This is a genomic window from Plantactinospora sp. KLBMP9567, assembly GCF_033446045.1.
GTDB lineage: Bacteria > Actinomycetota > Actinomycetes > Mycobacteriales > Micromonosporaceae > Plantactinospora.
Genome location: NZ_JAWQRR010000010.1, coordinates 121,023 through 139,637 on the forward strand (window position 1 = coordinate 121,023; position 18,615 = coordinate 139,637).

Here is an 18,615-nt window from a genome sequence, read left to right on the forward strand (position 1 = left end):
CGGCAAGTGAGCACTACCCCGCACGTTGCACCTAACGCAACATCGTTGAATCAGTTACGAGGGCCTACAGCGGATCCCTTGCTCTACAGGGGAGGGAAGCCGGGACGACACCGGACTCCCCTCCCCTTCCAACAAATCTCATACTCGATCAGTAAGTGCCGAATGTTGCGTCAGACGCAATTCGGCCCAGTTTCAGCTGCAACCGGAGGTCGAACCGCAGCCCTCGCAGACGTAGCAACTGCCGGCGGGGCGCATCTTGGTGCCGCAGGTGAAGCAGAGCGGGGCGTCCGCGGCGGTACCGAGCACCGCCTCCAGCAGTTCGGTGGAGGAGCCGACGTTCGGCGCCGGCCGTTCCGCCGCCACCTCGACCTGCTGCTCCGCCGCCGGCTCCGGCTTCGCCGTCTCCACCGGCGCCGATGCGGCCATCGCGGCGAGGTCCACCGCGCTCTCCGCCTCGGCCTCGGCCCGCAACTGCGCGGCCCGCTCCTTGGCGGTGAAGATGCCCAGCTCAGCCCGGCGCTCGTAGGGCAGGAAGTCCAGCGCCAGCCGGCGGAAGATGTAGTCCATCACCGAGGCGGCCATCCGGATGTCCGGGTCGTCGGTCATCCCGGCCGGCTCGAACCGCATGTTGGTGAACTTGCTGACGTACGTCTCCAGCGGCACGCCGTACTGCAGGCCGATCGAGATGGCCACCGAGAAGGCGTCCATCACCCCGGCCAGCGTCGAGCCCTGCTTCGACATCTTCAGGAAGACCTCGCCGAGGCCGTCGTCCGGGTACGACGAGGCGGTGAGGTAGCCCTCGGCCCCGCCGACCGAGAACGAGACCGTCTCGGAGGGGCGCTTCTTCGGCAGCCGCTTGCGCACCGGCCGGTACTCGACGACCTTCTCGACTGCCCTCTCCGCCGGAGCCGGCTCGACCGCCTTCTCCTTCTCGTTCTTGGCTGCGGAGAGCGGCTGGCCGACCTTGCAGTTGTCCCGGTAGATCGCCAGGGCCTTGAGGCCGAGCTTCCAACCCTCGAAGTAGATCTCCTCGACCTCCTCGACGGTCGCCGACTCCGGCATGTTGACCGTCTTGGAGATGGCGCCGGAGATGAACGGCTGCACCGCGGCCATCATCCGGACGTGTCCCATCGGGGCGATCGAGCGCTGACCCATCGCGCAGTCGAAGACGGCGTAGTGCTCCGGCTTCAACCCGGGCGCGTCGACCACGTGGCCGTGCTCGGAGATGTGCTCGACGATCGCCTCGACCTGCTCCTCAGGGTAGCCGAGGCTGCGCAGGGCGCGCGGCACCGTCTGGTTGACGATCTGCATCGAGCCGCCGCCGACCAGCTTCTTGAACTTCACCAGCGCCAGGTCCGGCTCGACCCCGGTGGTGTCGCAGTCCATCATCAGCCCGATGGTGCCGGTCGGGGCCAGCACCGACGCCTGGGCGTTGCGCCAGCCGGACTTGTCACCGATCTTGTTGCCCTGGGTCCACTGCTTGGTGGCCTCGCGGACGATCTCGGTGGCGACCGTGCCGGTCGGCTTGATCGCGTCGTTCGCGGCGGCGTGCTTGCGCATCACCCGCTTGTGCGGCTCGGCGTTGCGGGCGTAGCCGTCGTAGGCGCCGACCACTCCGGCCAGTTCGGCCGAGCGGCGGTAGGCGGTGCCGGTCATCAGCGAGGTGATCGCGGCGGCCACCGACCGTCCGCTCTCCGAGTCGTACGGGTGGCCGGTCGCCATCAGCAGCGCACCGAGGTTGGCGTACCCGATGCCGAGCTGCCGGTAGGCCCGGGTGGTCTCGCCGATCTTCTCGGTCGGGAAGTCGGCGAAGCAGATCGAGATGTCCATCGCGGTGATGACCAGCTCGACCGACCTGACGAACTTCCGGACCTCGAAGCCGCCGTCGGCGCGGAGGAACTTCATCAGGTTCAGCGAGGCCAGGTTGCACGAGGAGTTGTCCAGGTGCAGGTATTCCGAGCACGGGTTGCTGGCGGTGATCCGCCCGGTCTCCGGGCAGGTGTGCCAGTCGTTGATCGTGTCGTCGTACTGCAGGCCGGGGTCGGCACACTCCCAGGCGGCCTGGGAGATGGTCCGGAACAGCCCCTTGGCGTCGATGGTCTCGATCACCGCGCCGTCCAGCCGGCCGCGCAGGTCGAACTTGCCGCCGTCCTGCACCGCCCGCATGAACTCGTCGGAGACCCGGACCGAGTTGTTGGCGTTCTGGTACTGCACGCTGACGATGTCGGAACCGCCGAGGTCCATGTCGAAGCCGGCGTCCCGCAGCGCGCGGATCTTGTGCTCCTCCCGCGCCTTGGTGAGGACGAACTCCTCGACGTCCGGGTGGTCGACGTCCAGGATGACCATCTTGGCCGCCCGCCGGGTCGCCCCGCCGGACTTGATGGTCCCGGCGCTGGCGTCCGCACCCCGCATGAAGCTGACCGGGCCGGAGGCGGTGCCACCGCTGGAGAGCAGTTCCTTGGAGGAACGGATCCGGGACAGGTTGACCCCGGAGCCGGAGCCGCCCTTGAAGATCAGCCCCTCCTCCTTGTACCAGTCGAGGATCGAGTCCATCGAGTCGTCGACGGCGAGGATGAAGCACGCGCTCACCTGCTGCGGCGAGGCGGTGCCGACGTTGAACCAGACCGGCGAGTTGAAGCTGAACACCTGGTGCAGCAGCATCCAGGTCAGCTCGTGCTCGAAGACCTCGGCGTCGGCCGGGCCGGCGAAGTAGCCGTGCTGCTCCCCCGCCGCCCGGTACGTCTTCACCACCCGGTCGATGAGTTGCTTGAGTGACCACTCCCGCTCTCGGGTGCCGACCGCGCCCCGGAAGTACTTGGTGGTGACGATGTTGGCCGCGTTGACGCTCCACGAATCCGGGAACTCGACGCCCCGCTGCTCGAAGTTGATCGAGCCGTCCCGCCAGTTCGTCATGACGACGTCCCGGCGCTCCCAGGTCACCTCGTCGTACGGGTGCACCCCCTCGGTGGTCCAGACGCGCTCCACCTTCAGACCGGCCGTCGCCGCCGACCGGGTACGTGACCTACTTGCTGTCACACCTTCCCCCGACATCTCATCCGCCCCCTTACGCACGCACGACGCTTCCCGTCGTACGGCCTCGCTGATCTGTTACCCGAAAGAACTAACTGGCCGGTTCGCCCGCCGGCTGGACAGCCCCGACGCCGTCCACCGCCGACCGGCTCCGAGCTACCGCAGCCGCCCGCAGCGCGTCGATCTCCCGCTCGAAGTCGTCCAGCGACTCGAACGACCGATACACGCTGGCGAAGCGCAGGTAGGCCACCTCGTCCAGCTCCCGCAGCGGGCCGAGGATGGCGAGCCCCACGTCGTGGCTGGGAAGCTCGGCCGCGCCCTTGGCCCGGACCGTCTCCTCCACCCGCTGGGCCAGCAGGGCGATCGCGTCGTCGTCCACCGGACGGCCCTGGCACGCCTTCCGCACCCCGCCGATGATCTTCGTCCGGCTGAACGGCTCGGTGACCCCGCTGCGCTTGACGACCGCGAGCACCGGCTCCTCGACCGTGGTGAACCGCTTGCCGCATTCCGGGCAGGCCCGCCGGCGCCGGATCAACTGGCCGTCGTCGGCCTCCCGCGAGTCGACCACCCGGGAGTCGGCGTGCCGGCAGTACGGACACCGCATCGCCAACCTCCTTCACACCGCCGGGACCACCGCGCCCGTCGGCCCGCCGGAGCGGCGGACCCGCCCACAGGCAGCCGACACCGGCGGATCAGCCACCTTCGGTGGCTCCCGCGGTGTTGGGCGGACCTGAGTGCTGCGGGTAGTGGAACCCCAACTTCTAGGTGACTTACACCCTTGTCACTACTACATCTAGGGGTCGACCGTATGCCGCCGAGCAGCCGAGGTCAAGTTGAACAGGGCGTGGCGCGGCCCGCAAATCTTCCAACCGCCCCGCCGACGACGTGGTTACCGCTTCACCGGCACGGAACGGCCGCAGTTACCGCTTCGCCGGCAGGATCAGCCGCTGACCGGCGTGCACCGTGTAGTCGTCGAGCCCGTTGAGCTGGCGGATCTCGTCGATCACCGCGAACGGCCGCTGGCTGGGCCGGTGCCGCTCGGCCACCGACCAGAGGGTGTCACCGGGCCGGACCACCGCGGTCTCCGCCGACCGGGGCGGGTCGGCGGCCCGGGAGGCGGGCGAGAGGATCGCCGCCAGTCCGGCCACGAGGAGCAGCAGGAGAACGGTCACGACCAGCCGGCCCCGCCGGGTGAGCCGCAGCCGTGCACCGCCTCGGGTAGTCCTCGGATATCCCGTCGCACCCATCGCGACCTCCAAGATCGAACAGGAGTTCGAACGAACGGACGTACGATGGTTTATCAGAACAGGCGTTCGATGTCGAGCCGACGGAGGCGACACGCCGCGCCGAATGTCGTACAGATGTTTGAAACTGTGTGATCTCACCTATACGGTTTTGAACATCGACACCGGGACCGTGGAATACACGGGACCGGCGCCGAGCCACGACGCACCACGAGCCGCCAAGGCACCCCCACCGCCACCAGGAGGACGACGTGTCGACCGACGACCGGACGAGCCGGCAGAAGCCCCAGAAGAGCGGCGTACCAGGCACCCGGGCCAGCCGACGCACGGCCGGACCGCGGAGCCGGGAGGGTGCCCCCGCGCTGCGCGCGGTCACTCCGGTGGTAAGCGCCTTCCCCGACCTGGTCTCCGCTGACCTCACCGCCCGGCAGCGCCGCATCCTCGAGTTCATTCGGGACTGGGTGGAGCGCTACGGCTACCCGCCCAGCGTCCGGGAGATCGGCGAGGCGGTCGGCCTGGTCTCCCCGTCGAGCGTGGCCTACCAGCTCAAGGAACTGGAGCGTAAGGGCTTCCTCCGGCGCGACCCCAACCGCCCGCGTGCCGTGGACGTGCGCCCGCCGAGCGAGATGATCGACGACGAGACCGCCCGGGCCCAGCGTCCCACTCCGGCCTACGTCCCCCTGCTCGGTCAGATCGCCGCCGGCGGCCCGATCCTCGCCGAACAGGCCGTCGAGGACATCTTCCCGCTCCCGCGCGAACTGGTCGGCGAGGGCGAGGTCTTCATGCTCCAGGTCAAGGGTGACTCGATGCTCGACGCGGCGATCTGCGACGGCGACTGGGTGGTCGTCCGCCAGCAGCCGACCGCGAACTCGGGAGAGATCGTCGCGGCGATGCTGGACGGTGAGGCGACGGTCAAGACCTACCGCCGCCGGGACGGGCACGTCTGGCTGATGCCGGCCAACTCCGCCTTCGACCCGATCGCCGGTGACAGCGCCACCATCATGGGCCGGGTGGTGGCGGTCCTCCGCCGGATCTGACGGCCACCCACCGAGGCATCCCCGTGCCCGCACGGGCGGAGGTCCGTCGCGGTGCTGGTGCGGGTCCGGCGGCGTAGGGGTCCGCCGCCGGACTGAACCTCGTCCGCTCGGCCCGGCCCGGCCTACCGGAGGCAGACCGCCGCCCGACCGGGAGCGGATAGGACCCTGCCGTGCGGTGGGTCGGCGGTCGTCGCCGGGGGGTCACCCCGCGATGGTCGGGCCCGACCGGGTCAGCGGTGGTGGTAGTCGTCGGGATGCCCGCCGGACCGCTGCCGGGGCTGGCCGTACTGGCCACCCCGTGGTCCGCCAGCACGGGGCCCGGCACCCTGGCCGCTCCGCGGCGCCCCGCCCCACTGGTCGTCCGGCCCGGGGCGACCAGCCCGACCATTGCCGTTGCCGCCGGAGGGCTGGCCGCCGTAGACGCCACCGCCACCGGCCCGGGGGCGGCCGGCCGGAACGCCACCGCCGGCGGGAGCCCCGCCGTACACGCCGCCGCCAGCGGGTGGGCGACCGCCGCCGCCACCCTGAGGTCGACCGCCACCCCCCTGGGGGCGACCGCCACCGCCACCGCCCGGAGGGCGGCCACCGCCGTACACGCCACCGCCACCGGCCGGCTTCGCACCGTAGACAGCGCTGCCGTCGGCCGGCTTCCCCCCGTACACGCCACCCGCCGGCCTGCCCCGGCCGGCCGGCTCGTAGTCGTCGGCCGGGCGGTCGGAACGGTAGCCGTTGTCGTACCCGCCGGAGCGTGCCGGACCCCAGTTCGACCCGTCGTCGTAGTCGGGGCGCCGGCCGCCGGGGCGGTCCCGGTCGCCGCCCGGCATCTCCTCCCGGCCGGCCCTCGGATCGATGTCGTCACCGTCCGGCCCGACGGCGCCCAGGCCGTCCTCTTTGGGCCGGCGGCGGGCCCGCACGATCCCGAAGATGCCCAGCCCGACCAGCAGGGCGCCGAGCACCCCCACAGCCGCGATGAGATAGGTGATGTCGTCCAGGGTCAGCGAATCGGTCCAGGACGTCGCGGACTTCGTCGGGTCGGCCCCGGACCCGCCGGCCGAGGCCGCCACCTCCTTGGCCGGGGTGTAGCTCAACACCGTCACGTCCAGTTCCTCGTCGAGCGAGGCGACGTCGGAAACGGTGAGGAAACTCTTGCCGTCGGGGGTGTACGCGACCGCCTCGCCGAACGGATCGGCCAGGGCCGTCATCCGAGGCTTCCCGGTGGTCAGGGTCTTGACCAGGTCATCGTCCTTCACGTCCCACTCGAAGGCGTCCGCGTAGGTACGCAGGGCGACCCGGCTGCCGTCCGGCGACCGGGCCGCGCCGGTGATCGTCACCCGGCCCGCCCCGCCGAACGGGTTGGCGGTGGAGGACTTCGGCAGGCTGATCTCGCCGGCCTTCGCCAGCGGCACGCCCTCGTCGTTGTTCTTCTTCAGGGCCGCGCTCGGGCGGTAGATCTCGGCCTTGCCGGTCGCCTTGGTGATGATCAACGGCACGTTGTCGGAACCGATCAACAGCGCCTCGGCGTCGTGCCGCTTGTTGCCTGGAAAGGTCAGCCGGTGCAGCACCGGCTTGGTGGCGCCGCTGAGCGGCATGCTCCAGAGCACGACGCTGGTCCGCCGCTCGGTGTCGTTGTCACCGGTGTCGGCGATCCAGAGGGTCTTGCCGTCGGGGGAGAGAGCGAGGTCCTCCGGGTCGCGCGGGTTGCTCGCGTACTGGACGGCCTTCTTCAGCTTGCACTTGGTGTCCAGCAGGAAGACCCGCTCCCGGTCCGGGTCCTCGCTGCCATCGTTGATCATCACATAACCACTCGACGTGGCGATCATGCCGGAGAGTTCCGTCATCCGCTCGTCGGTGACGGTGCAGACCTTCTTGCCGGCAGCGGCGGAGGCCGCGACAGCTCCGAAACCGAGGCTGACCCCGACCAGGCCAAGGGTCAATCCGAGCACGCCGAAGGCAACCAGCACCATGGAGAGGACTCGCCGCATCCGCCCAGTGTCGCATGCTGATGCCGCCAACCGGGGAAGCGGCGTGATCAACCCTCCGTCACCGGTCAACGGGGCGGCCGGTCATACCACTACCTCCCGGTACGGCGCCAACTCCGCGGCGAGGGCCTCGTCCACCCGTACGTGCAGCTTCGTCCCCTCCGGCAGGTGCGCCGTGCCGAGCACCTCGCCCCGGCGGTGCACCCGGGCGACCAGGTCGCCGCGGTCGTACGGGAGTACCGCACGAACCTCCACCGCCGGGCGGGGCAGCCGGGCCTCGATCGCCGCCCGGACGTCCTCGACGCCGCCACCCGTACGCGCGGAGACGAAAACCGCCTCCGGCCACTCCCGCTTCAACCGGAGCAGGGTCTCCTCGTCCGCCGCGTCGGTCTTGTTGACCACCAGCAGCTCGGGGAGCTTGTCCGCACCGACCTCGGCCAGTACCTCGCGTACCGCCCGGACCTGCTCCTCCGGGTCGGCGTGTGCCCCGTCCACCACGTGCACGACCAGGTCGGCGTCGGCGACCTCCTCCAGCGTGGAACGGAACGCCTCGACGATCTGGTGCGGCAGGTGCCGGACGAACCCGACGGTGTCGGCCAGGGTGTAGATCCGCCCGTCGGCCGCGTACGCCCGGCGGGTCGTCGGGTCCAGCGTGGCGAAGAGAGCGTCCTCGACCAGTACCCCGGCGTTGGTCAACCGGTTGAGCAGGCTGGACTTGCCCGCGTTGGTGTAGCCGGCGATAGCCACGGCCGGTACACCGTTGCGGGCCCGGCGGGCCCGCTTGGTGATCCGGGCGGTCCGCATGTTCTTGATCTCGCGGCGGAGCCGGGAGATCCGGATCCGGATCCTGCGCCGGTCGGTCTCCAGCTTGGTTTCACCGGGACCGCGGAGCCCGACGCCACCGCCGGCACCGCCGCCTCGGCCGCTACCACCGGCCTGGCGGGACAGGCTCTCACCCCAGCCGCGCAGCCGGGGCAGCAGGTATTCGAGCTGGGCCAGCTCGACCTGCGCCTTACCCTCCCGGCTCTTGGCGTGCTGGGCGAAGATGTCCAGGATCAACGCGGTCCGGTCGACCACCTTGACCTTGGTGCGCTGCTCCAGGTTGCGTAGCTGGGACGGGGACAGCTCACCGTCGCAGATCACCGTGTCGGCGCCGGAGGCCATGACCACCGAGCCGAGGTCGTCGACCTTGCCCCGACCGATGTAGGTGGCCGGGTCCGGCCGGCTGCGCCGCTGGATCAGGCCCTCGAGCACCTGCGAACCGGCCGTCTCGGCCAGCGCGGCGAGCTCCGCGAGGGAGTTCTCCGCGTCGGTCACCGTGCCGTCCGTCCAGACGCCGACCAGGACCACCCGCTCCAGCCGGAGCTGCCGGTATTCGACCTCGGTGACGTCGGCCAGCTCGGTGGAGAGGCCCGCGACCCGGCGGAGCGCCTGGCGGTCCTCCAGTTCCAGCTCGCCGGTGGTGACGTCGCCATCGATGACGATGGCGTCAAGGTCCTCGTCCGCCAGCCGAACGAAGCTTTCCTGGTCTCGCAAGCCGTTCCTCCTGATCTCGTGTTCGTCGTCTATCGCCGACCCCACCGGTCCGGACTACGCGTGCCGGCCGGTGGGTGTTTCTGATGCCCGTTGCGCCATCTGCGCGCTCTGCGGCTTGTCGTCGCATTGTTACCCTGGGCGCGCGAGTGGCAATCAATCGTGACACGCGCGCCCGTCGGACGCACCCGCTATATATCGACCCAGCCGTCCCGTCGACCGCCTGGATATCGACGCAGCCGCCCCTTCGACCGCCCGGCGCGGGGCCGTCCGGCCAGAACCCCCGCACCGGCCTTCCCCGCTTCGCCGGGACCATCCGTTCGGCAGCGGTCCCTCTGCTTCGCCCGGGACTACCGGGATGGTTTCGCCCGGAATTACCAGGATGGTCAACGGCCGGCAGCAGCCGGAAATTCCCCGGGCCGGCCTGAGCCATCGACGGCATGGCCCGGAACCGGGTGGCAGAGGTCAGCCGCCGGGATGGCCTGGCGTCCGTCGGACGGACGTGAATGGAGGTGCCGCAGGCGGCGGACCGGAGTCTCCGGCGAAAGGTGAGCCGGTGGGGTCGACCGGCCGGGCCGGCGTCGGCGACGTTGTCGACCCGGCCTAGGGTGGTGCGGGTCGCCGGATGGCGACGGAGGCCGGGCCCGGCCGACGGCGGGTCCGGGCCGGCAGGCGAGAATGCTGACGGCGGCAACGAAGCCGCGGGAAGACGACGGAGGACCACGTGGCGATCACCCGACTGCCGAGTGCCGGATTCTCGATCACCATCCGGATCGGCGTAACGGCGGACGCCTCGGCCATCGGCCGGCTGACCACCTGCGTCGGTGAGGCCGGCGCCATCGTGACCGCGCTCGACGTGGTCGACTCCGACCCCACCACGGTGGTCGTCGACCTGACCTGCGACACCGCCGACGCGACCCACGCCGACCAGGTGGTGAAGGCGCTGACCGCGCTGGACGGGGTGGACGTGCGCAAGGTCTCCGACCGGACCTTCCTGCTGCACCTCGGCGGCAAGATCGAGGTCTCCCCGAAGGTGGCGCTGCGCAACCGGGACGAGCTCTCCCGGGCGTACACCCCGGGGGTGGCCCGGGTCTGCCTGGCCATCGCGGAGAATCCCGCCGACGCGCGGCGGCTGACCATCAAGCGGAACACCGTCGCGGTGGTGACGGACGGCTCTGCCGTACTCGGACTGGGCAACATCGGTCCGGCGGCGGCGCTGCCGGTGATGGAGGGCAAGGCCGCGCTCTTCAAGCGGTTCGGCGGGGTGGACGCCTGGCCGGTGGTGCTGGACACCCAGGACCCGGACGAGATCGTCTCGATCGTCCGGGCGATCGCCCCGCAGTACGGCGGGATCAACCTGGAGGACATCGCCGCGCCACGGTGCTTCGAGATCGAGAACCGGCTGCGCGAACTGCTCGACATCCCGGTCTTCCACGACGACCAGCACGGCACCGCGATCGTGGTGCTGGCCGCGCTCACCAACGCACTGCGGGTGGTCGGCAAGAAGCTCGCCGACGTCCGGGTGGTCGTCTCCGGCGCCGGCGCCGCCGGTACGGCGATCATGAAGCTGCTGCTGCGGCAGGGCGTCGGCGACATCATCGCGTACGACCGCCAGGGGCCGCTGCACCGCGGCCTGGAAGGGCTGAACTCGGCCTGGCAGTGGCTCGCCGAGAACACGAACCGGGACGCCTTCTCCGGTGACCTCAAGGCGGCCCTGCGCGGCGCGGACGTCTTCATCGGGGTGAGCGCCCCCAACCTGCTCAGCGGCGACGACATCGCCACGATGGCCCCCGACGCGATCGTCTTCGCGCTGGCCAACCCGGACCCGGAGGTGGACCCCCGGGAGGCGCGCAAGTACGCCTCCGTGGTCGCCACCGGCCGGTCCGACCAGCCCAACCAGATCAACAACGTGCTCGCCTTTCCGGGCGTCTTCCGCGGCATGCTCGACGCGCACGCCGAGGAGTTCACCGAGGAGATGGCGATCGCGGCCGCCCGGGCCATCGCCGACGTGGTGGGCGCAGAGAAGATCAACCCGACGGTCATCGTGCCGAGCGTCTTCGACCCCCGGGTGGCACCGGCGGTGGCCGCCGCGGTCCGGGCCGCCGCGCAACACCCCACTCCCCCGCCGGCCGCGGATCCCGGGCCGGCCGACCTGCCCGAGATCGCCGCCGAGGCCGCCGCCCCGGCCAGCCCGCTGTCGAGCTGACCGCGCGACCGGCCGGACCGAAGGTCCCGTAGCGGGACCGCGACCCGGGTCACCTGGGCCGGGATCACGGCCGGGCAGAAGAAGCTCAGCCGGTGATCGCGGCCAGGTCGATCTCGCCGTGTGCGACCAGCACCGCCGGGCCGGCGAGCCAGCAGCTCTCGTCGTCCAGGGTCACCGTGAGCCGGCCGCCGGGCACGTCCACCGCGACCGCCCCGCTGGTACGCCCGGCGTCGCGCAACGCCACCGCCGCCACCGCACAGGCGCCGGAGCCGCAGGAGAGCGTCTCCGCCGAGCCGCGCTCGTAGACCCGCATCCGCACGTGCAGATCGGCGCCGTCGACCGGCTCGGCGGGGGCGACGAACTCGACGTTCACGCCGGCCGGAAAGGCCGCGGGGTCGAAACCCGGTGAGCGGGTGAGGTCGAGCCCGGTCAGCTCGATGCTGCCCGGCAGTACGCAGACCAGGTGCGGGTTGCCGCAGTCCACCGCGCTACCGGCCAGGGTCAGCCCGCCGAGCGTGGCCACGGCTCCCCCGGTGATCCGGGGCCGCCCGAGATCCACCGCGATCTCCTCGGCCGTCACCTCGGCCCGGACCACTCCGGCCCGGGTGGCGATCGGCAGGCCGCCGTCGACCGGCTCGGCCAGCCCGCTGGAGATCAGATATCTGGTGAACACCCGTACCCCGTTGCCGCACATCTCCGCGATGGAGCCATCGGCGTTCCAGTAGTCCATGAACCACTCGGCGCTGCCGGCGTAGCCGACCGCGTCCGGGTGCTTGGCCGCCCGGACGACCCGCAGCACCCCGTCCGCGCCGATGCCGCGCCGACGGTCGCAGAGCGCCGCCACGATCGACGGGGTCAGGCCGAGCTGGCCGTCTGGGTCGGGCAGGAGCACGAAGTCGTTACCGGTGCCGTGGCCCTTGCTGAATCGCACCCCTCCATCATCCCCGAGGGCCCGCCGGTCCCGCCGGGCCCCCTCACCCGGGCCCGGGATCACTCGCACCGCATACCTCTCCGACCCCACCGGCCCCATCGTCCCGTGCGGCCCGACGCCGGTCGGCCGGGGCACCCGGGTCAGCCCGGGTGGTGTGGGCCGAATCGGCCCAGGTGGCGTCGGTGGTGCCGGCCGACGGGTCGCGAACCAGGGCGAGGGCCGCCTCCACCAGATCGTCCCGGGCCCCGTCCAACCAGTGGATCCGGGAATCGCGACGGAACCAGGAGCGCTGCCGCCGGACGAACCGCCGGGTCGCCTGGATCGTGTCGGCCCGCGCCTCGGGCTCGGAGATCTCGCCGTCGAGCAGCCGGAGCACCTGCTGGTAGCCGAGCGCTCGGCTGGCGGTACGGCCCTCCCGCAGGCCCTGCTCCGCCAGCGCCCGGGTCTCGGCGACCAGGCCGTCCGCCCACATCTTGTCCACCCGTACGGCGATCCGCTCGTCCAGCGCCGCCGTTTCCCGGTCCACCCCGAGCTGTACGGCGGCGTAGTACGGCGTCGGCCGGGGCAGCGAGGCGGTGAACGGCGCGCCGGTCAGCTCGATCACCTCCAGCGCCCGTACGATCCGCCGCCCGTTGCTGGGCAGGATGTTCTCCGCCGCCGCCGGATCGGCGGCCCGCAGCCGGGCGTACAGCGGCGCCGGCCCCGACTCGGCGAGTTCCGCCTCCAGCCGTGCCCGGACCAGCGGATCCGTGCCGGGGAACTCGAACTCGTCGAGCACCGCCCGGACGTAGAGCCCCGAGCCCCCGACCAGCAGCGGTACCCGTCCCCGGGCCAGGATGTCGTCGACGGCCGCCCGGGCCAGCGCCTGGTACGCCGCCACGCTCGCCGGTTCGGTCACCGCCCAGACGTCCAGCAGGTGGTGCGGTACCCCGGCCCGCTCCGCCGGGGTCAGCTTGGCGGTTCCGACGTCCATCCCCCGATAGAGCTGCATCGAGTCGGCGTTGACCACCTCGCCGCCGAGGGCCTCGGCCAGTTCGATGCTCAGCCCGGACTTGCCGGTGGCGGTGGGGCCGACGACCGCGACGATCCGGCCGCGCCCGCTCACGCCGGCTCTCCGCCCGGCTCGCCGGACCTCGACAGCCGCTCCCGCTCGCCCGACCTCGGCCGCGGCTCCCGCTCGCCGGATCCGGGCGACCCGTCCGGCCGCGTCGGGGTCCAGGTGGCGACGAAGTAGCTGACCCCGTAGGGCGCCGCGTAGTAGGTAAGGTCGCCGCGCCAGGGCGCCCCGCTGCGGGCCGCCGCACCGGCGAGCACCTGCCAGGGCGCCCGGCCGGCGACCAGCAGCCGGGTGGACAGCTCCGGCTCCAGCCCGAGCAGGGCGGAGCGGTCGGCGTCCCGGAGCGCCGCGGCGACCCGGTCGTCGTAGGGCCGGGCGCGCGGATCGTCGTACCCGGGGGACCGCTCGCCCCGGCAGGCCGACCCGTCCCCCATCACCAGCAGCCCGATCCGCTCGGCCGGATCCTCGACCAGTTCGGCACCGATCCGCTGGCACTCGTCCACCGGGGTGTCGGTGCCGACGCTCTGCCCCCGGTGTGGTCCGGCCGCACCGGCCCGGTCCAGCAGCCAGGCACCGACCAGCAGGCTGAGCGGCAGTTCCGCCCGGCCGGTGCGGTTGCCGTCCGGCCCCAGCCGCAGCACCCGGTCCAGTCCGTACGGCCGGAGGCTGCCGCGGTCGTCCGGCCCGTGCCCGAGGGTTCGTTCCGCCGCCCCCACCACGACTACGACGTCCGGCCCGGTCGCCAGTAGCCGACCGACCGCCTCGACGCAGGCGGAACGGAGATCATCCAGCTCACCGGCCGCGGACGCGGCGAGTTCCGGAACGATCATCGGGGGATGTGGGCAGACGGCGGCGGCGACCAGTGGCACGCCACCACCGTAGCGGGCAGCGAACCTTACACCCGAAGGCCAGACGATTCGGGTGCGGTCAAGGACACCGTATGGTCACGGTCGACGATAGGCGCTCGACGCGGACCGGGTTGGACCTGTGACAATGCCGGGAGATACTTCGCTGCGCCGTGGCGGTGACCGCCGGGGACCCCCATCCCCGGCAGCGCCGGGAGAACGAGGATGGGCTCATGAGTGACTGGACTGCCTTTGGACGGGTGGATGCGGACGGGAACGTCTACGTCAAGACGGCCGAGGGTGAGCGTGTGGTCGGTTCCTGGCAGGCCGGTGCGCCGGAGGAAGGTCTGGCCCACTTCGCCCGCCGCTTCGCCGACCTGGTCACCGAAGTCGACCTGACCGAGGCCCGACTCAATTCGGGGGCGGCGGACCCGTCGGGTTCGCTCGCCACCGTCCGGAGGTTGCGGGCATCGCTCGCCGAGGCGCACGTGGTCGGCGACCTCGACGCGCTCGCCGCCCGGCTGGACCGGCTGGCCACGCTCGCCGAAAGCAAGGCCGGCGAGGCCCGGGCCGCCCGGGAGACCGCCCGGGCCGAGGCGGTGGCCCGGAAGACGGCCCTGGTCGAGGAGGCCGAGAAGCTGGCTGCGGAGTCCACCGGGTGGAAGACCGCGGGCGACCGGCTCAAGGAGATCCTCGACGAGTGGAAGACCATCCGCGGCGTCGACAAGAAGACCGACGGCGAGCTGTGGAAGCGGTTCGCCGCCGCCCGGGACGGCTTCACCCGGCGCCGCGGGGCGCATTTCGCCACCCTGGACGCCCAGCGCAAGCAGGCCCAGGCGGCCAAGGAGGAACTGGTCGCCGAGGCCGAGTCGCTGGCCGACTCGACGGACTGGGCCGCCACCGCCAACCGGCTGCGCGAACTGATGGCACAGTGGAAGGCCGCGCCGCGCGCCTCGAAGGAGGCCGAGGAGCGGCTCTGGGAACGGTTCCGGGGCGCCCAGGACGGCTTCTTCTCCCGGCGCAGCGAGGTCTTCTCGGCCCGCGACGCGGAGCAGCGCGGCAACCTGGAGCGCAAGCAGGCCCTGCTCGCCGAGGCCGAGGCGCTCAACGTCGACGGCGACCCGCGCGGCGCGCAGGCGAAGCTGCGGGAGATCCAGGGGCAGTGGCACGAGGCGGGCCGGGTGCCCCGGGACGCGGCGGCCAACCTGGACCGCCGGCTGCGCGCGGTGGACGAGAAGGTACGCCAGGCGATGGACTCGGCGTGGCGGCGCACCGAGCCGTCAGCCAACCCGCTGCTCGCCCAGATGCGCGACCAGGTCGCCGAGGCCGAGCAGCGGCTGGCCCGGGCCAGGACGGCCGGCGACGCGAAGCGGATCCGCGAGGCCGAGCAGGCCCTCGCCGCCAAGCGACGGTTCCTGGAGCTGGCCGAACAGGCGAGCTGAGCCGATCCCCGGGCGGGCCAGGCCCGCCCGGGGCACTCCGGCCGCCGTCGACTCTCGACACGTACCGGCCGACCGCCGACGGCCTCACCCCGCGACGACATCCGCCGCCGGCCATCCCCGGGCGGCGCTGCTCGTTCGGCCGCAACGGGCGACGCTGGGGCGAACCAGCCGTGTACCGGGGCGAACCAGCCGTTTACAAGGATCGAAAAGCATGATTCCATTCGAAGGAAAGCGCTTGCCTAAGGTGGGCGCGAGTGTGGGAGCCATCGTCTTGAAACACGGCTTGGATCCGCGGCGCGGGTCGGCCGGTCACGGGAGCCGCCGGGCACGGCACCCGAACTGACCGGCGGTACGCGCGTGCGTCCGAACGAGAAGGAGAGCACGATGCTCGCACGACAGCGCCGGACGGCGCTGATTCTCACCGCTGCCGCCACCACCGCCGCGCTCACCGGAGCCGGTGTACTCACCGCGGTCTCCGCACACGCCGCGGTCGGCTGTCAGGTCAGCTACTCGGTCGCCTCGCAGTGGCCGGGCGGCTTCGGCGGCAACGTCACCATCACCAACCTCGGCGACCCGCTGAACGGCTGGACGCTGCGCTGGACCTACTCCGGCGGGCAGACGGTGACCCAGGCGTGGAACGCGAACGTGTCGCAGAACGGCAGTCAGGTTACCGCGACCAACGTCGGCTACAACGGCAGCGTCGCCACCAACGCCAGCGTCTCGTTCGGGTTCAACGGCACCTTCACCGGGTCGAGCAACCCGGCGCCGACCAGCTTCAGCGTCAACGACGTGACCTGCACCGGCGGCACCAACCCGGGCACACCGGGGCCGACCACCCCGACGACCCCGCCGACGACCGGACCGACGCTGCCGCCGCAGACCGGGCTGGTCGGCTGGGCCACCCAGAACGGTGGTACCACGGGTGGCGGCAACGCCGCCACCACCACGGTCACCAGCGCCTCCGCCCTGACCAGCGCGGTCGGTTCCAGCAGCGCCGCCGTGATCCGGGTCTCCGGCACCATCTCCTGCTCCGGCATGCTCCGGGTCCGCTCCAACAAGACCATCGTCGGGGTCGGTGCCAACGCCACCATCTCCGGGTGCGGACTCAACATCAACGGAGACCGCAACGTCATCATCCGCAACATCAACTTCCGTGGCTGGGACGACGACGCCATCAACGTCCAGGAGTCGGCCACCAACATCTGGATCGACCACAACAGCTTCACCGACGGGTACGACGGTGCCGTCGACGTGAAGCGGGCCTCGGACTTCGTCACCATCTCCTGGAACCGCGTCTACGGCCACGACAAGTCCATGCTGCTCGGCCACAGCGACGACAACGCCAGCCAGGATCAGGGCCACCTGCGGGTCACCTACCACCACAACTGGTTCGACGGCTCGGAGCAGCGGCACCCCCGGGTCCGGTTCGGCAACCCGGTGCACGTCTTCAACAACTACTACAACAACATCGGCGGCTACGGCGTCGCGTCCACCGAGGGGGCGGGCGTACTCGTCGAGGGCAACTACTTCGAGAACACCGACGACCCGTACCACCTCGGTGAGGGCGACTCGGGTCCGGGCAGCCTGGTCGCCCGGAACAACCACTTCGTCAACTCCGGCAGCGGGCAGACCGGCGGCAGCGTCGCCGGCATCCCGTACTCGTACCAGCTCGACAGCGCCAGCGGCGTGAAGTCGATCGTGACCAGCGGTGCCGGCACCGGCCGGATCGGCCTCTGAGCGGACCGGGTGGCAGGACGGGCCGGTTTCCCCGGCCCGTCCGTACGCCTCAGCGGTCGCAGGCCGCCGCGGGCGCGGGCAGCGGCGGCGGCACGCCGACGGTGGGCAGCCCGAGCGACACCCCACCGGTACGCGGCGCACGCCCCGCCTCGGCCGCGTCACCGGCCCGGGTACGCCGGTGGGCCAGTGGCTCCCCGTCGGCGTTCAGGTGGTGCGGGGCGGCGTAGCTGACCCTGGTGTGCACGATGTCGCCGGGCCGGATCTTCCCCGCGTACGAGCCGACGGCGAAGTGCACCAGCCGGCCGTCCCGGGCCCGGCCGGAGAGCCGTCCGGTGCGCTCGTCCTTGCGCCCCTCGCCGACCGCCACCAGTACCTCGACCGGGGTGCCGACGAGCTTGCGGTTCTCCGCCCAGGTGATCTCCTCGACCGCTGCGATTAGCCGGTCGTAGCGCTCCTGGACCACCTGCTTGGGCAGTTGGTCCGGCATGGTGGCGGCCGGGGTGCCGGGGCGTTTCGAGTACTGGAAGGTGAACGCCGAGGAGAACCGCGCCTCCCGGACCACCTCCAGGGTGCGGGCGAAGTCGGCCTCGGTCTCGCCGGGGAAGCCCACGATGATGTCGGTGGTGATCGCCGCGTCCGGCATCGCCGCCCGGACCTTTTCGATGATCCCGAGATAGCGCTCGGCCCGGTACGACCGGCGCATCGCCCGGAGCACGTCGTCGGAGCCGGACTGCAACGGCATGTGCAGCGAGTGGCACACGTTCGGGGTCTCGGCCATCGCCGCGATCACGTCGTCGGTGAAGTCCTTCGGGTGTGGGCTGGTGAACCGGACCCGCTCCAGCCCGTCGATCTCGCCGGTGGCCCGGAGCAGCTTCCCGAACGCGAGCCGGTCACCGAACTCGACGCCGTACGAGTTGACGTTCTGGCCGAGCAGGGTGACCTCGAGCACACCCTCGGCGACCAGGGCGCGTACCTCGGCCAGGATGTCGCCGGGGCGGCGGTCCTTCTCCCGGCCGCGCAGCGCCGGCACGATGCAGAAGGTGCAGGTGTTGTTGCAGCCGACCGAGATCGACACCCAGCCGGCGTAGGTCGACTCGCGCCGGGTCGGCAGCGTGGAGGGGAAGACCTCCAGCGACTCCAGGATCTCCACCTCGGCGGCGGCGTTGTGCCGGGCCCGCTCCAGCAGCACCGGCAACGCGCCGATGTTGTGGGTGCCGAAGACCACGTCCACCCAGGGCGCCCGGCGGACGATCTCGCCCCGGTCTTTCTGGGCCAGGCAGCCGCCGACCGCGATCTGCATCTCCGGGCGCTTGTCCTTGGCCGGCCGGAGGTGCCCGAGGTTGCCGTAGAGCCGGTTGTCGGCGTTCTCGCGTACCGCACAGGTGTTGAAGACCACGACGTCCGGATCGTCGGAGTCGGCCGCGCGAACGTAACCGGCCTGCTCCAGCAGTCCGGAGATCCGCTCGGAGTCGTGCACGTTCATCTGGCAGCCGTAGGTGCGCACCTGATAGGTACGCGGGCTGCCGAGGGCTGCGGTAGTCATGACAGTGACAGAGTATCCGCAGGACCCGGGA

12 protein-coding genes and 1 pseudogene are annotated in these 18,615 nt (G+C 71.5%); 4 read left to right on the top strand and 9 right to left on the bottom strand.

The features are described 5' to 3' along the window. Positions 1-192: 192 nt before the first annotated feature. The 3 genes from R6Y94_RS08270 to R6Y94_RS08280 form a co-directional block, all read right to left on the bottom strand. Positions 193-3,051, bottom strand: a complete 2,859-nt coding sequence (locus R6Y94_RS08270; protein ID WP_318395187.1) for a vitamin B12-dependent ribonucleotide reductase — start codon at positions 3,049-3,051, stop codon at positions 193-195. A gap of 70 nt (positions 3,052-3,121) precedes the next feature. Next, positions 3,122-3,634, bottom strand: coding sequence for a transcriptional regulator NrdR (gene nrdR / locus R6Y94_RS08275; RefSeq protein WP_318395188.1), 513 nt, complete (start codon positions 3,632-3,634; stop codon positions 3,122-3,124). A gap of 316 nt (positions 3,635-3,950) precedes the next feature. Beyond that, the gene (locus R6Y94_RS08280; protein ID WP_318395189.1) at positions 3,951-4,277 is read right to left on the bottom strand and encodes a LysM peptidoglycan-binding domain-containing protein; all 327 of its coding nucleotides are present in this window, start codon (positions 4,275-4,277) and stop codon (positions 3,951-3,953) included. Between the two features lie 248 nt (positions 4,278-4,525). Here R6Y94_RS08280 and lexA point away from each other — a divergent pair, with 248 nt between their 5' ends. Next, positions 4,526-5,311: a transcriptional repressor LexA gene (gene lexA / locus R6Y94_RS08285; protein WP_318395190.1), complete on the top strand. Its 786-nt coding sequence runs from the start codon at positions 4,526-4,528 to the stop codon at positions 5,309-5,311. Positions 5,312-5,541: 230 nt separating this feature from the next. Here the strand turns inward: lexA and R6Y94_RS08290 are convergent, their stop codons facing one another. Further along, on the bottom strand, positions 5,542-7,293 hold the full coding sequence (locus R6Y94_RS08290; RefSeq protein ID WP_318395191.1) for a hypothetical protein: 1,752 nt from the start codon (positions 7,291-7,293) through the stop codon (positions 5,542-5,544). Positions 7,294-7,374: 81 nt separating this feature from the next. Then, positions 7,375-8,826 (bottom strand): GTPase HflX, encoded by a 1,452-nt coding sequence (hflX, locus tag R6Y94_RS08295; protein ID WP_318395192.1) that lies wholly within the window; start codon positions 8,824-8,826, stop codon positions 7,375-7,377. Between the two features lie 721 nt (positions 8,827-9,547). Here hflX and R6Y94_RS08300 point away from each other — a divergent pair. After that, on the top strand, positions 9,548-11,029 hold the full coding sequence (locus R6Y94_RS08300; protein WP_318395193.1) for an NAD-dependent malic enzyme: 1,482 nt from the start codon (positions 9,548-9,550) through the stop codon (positions 11,027-11,029). 85 nt (positions 11,030-11,114) lie between these two features. Here R6Y94_RS08300 and dapF read toward each other — a convergent pair whose 3' ends face one another. From dapF to R6Y94_RS08315, 3 genes and pseudogenes are all read right to left on the bottom strand, one after another. Further along, positions 11,115-11,960 carry a diaminopimelate epimerase gene (gene dapF, locus R6Y94_RS08305; RefSeq protein WP_318395194.1) on the bottom strand — a complete coding sequence of 282 codons (846 nt, stop codon included), beginning with the start codon at positions 11,958-11,960 and terminating at the stop codon, positions 11,115-11,117. Positions 11,961-12,162: 202 nt separating this feature from the next. Next, positions 12,163-13,146, bottom strand: a pseudogene (gene miaA / locus R6Y94_RS08310) (tRNA (adenosine(37)-N6)-dimethylallyltransferase MiaA); the annotation flags it as partial. Next, positions 13,062-13,847 carry a class III extradiol dioxygenase subunit B-like domain-containing protein gene (locus R6Y94_RS08315; protein ID WP_318395281.1) on the bottom strand — a complete coding sequence of 262 codons (786 nt, stop codon included), beginning with the start codon at positions 13,845-13,847 and terminating at the stop codon, positions 13,062-13,064. The gene R6Y94_RS08315 and the pseudogene miaA, both read right to left, overlap by 85 nt. A 248-nt stretch (positions 13,848-14,095) precedes the next feature. Here R6Y94_RS08315 and R6Y94_RS08320 point away from each other — a divergent pair, with 248 nt between their 5' ends. Further along, positions 14,096-15,304: a DUF349 domain-containing protein gene (locus R6Y94_RS08320; RefSeq protein ID WP_318395195.1), complete on the top strand. Its 1,209-nt coding sequence runs from the start codon at positions 14,096-14,098 to the stop codon at positions 15,302-15,304. Between the two features lie 384 nt (positions 15,305-15,688). Next, on the top strand, positions 15,689-17,041 hold the full coding sequence (locus R6Y94_RS08325; RefSeq protein ID WP_318395196.1) for a cellulose binding domain-containing protein: 1,353 nt from the start codon (positions 15,689-15,691) through the stop codon (positions 17,039-17,041). Positions 17,042-17,090: 49 nt separating this feature from the next. Here R6Y94_RS08325 and miaB read toward each other — a convergent pair whose 3' ends face one another. Further along, complete coding sequence (gene miaB / locus R6Y94_RS08330) at positions 17,091-18,584, bottom strand: tRNA (N6-isopentenyl adenosine(37)-C2)-methylthiotransferase MiaB (RefSeq protein WP_318395197.1); 1,494 nt, start codon at positions 18,582-18,584, stop codon at positions 17,091-17,093. Positions 18,585-18,615 lie beyond the last annotated feature (31 nt).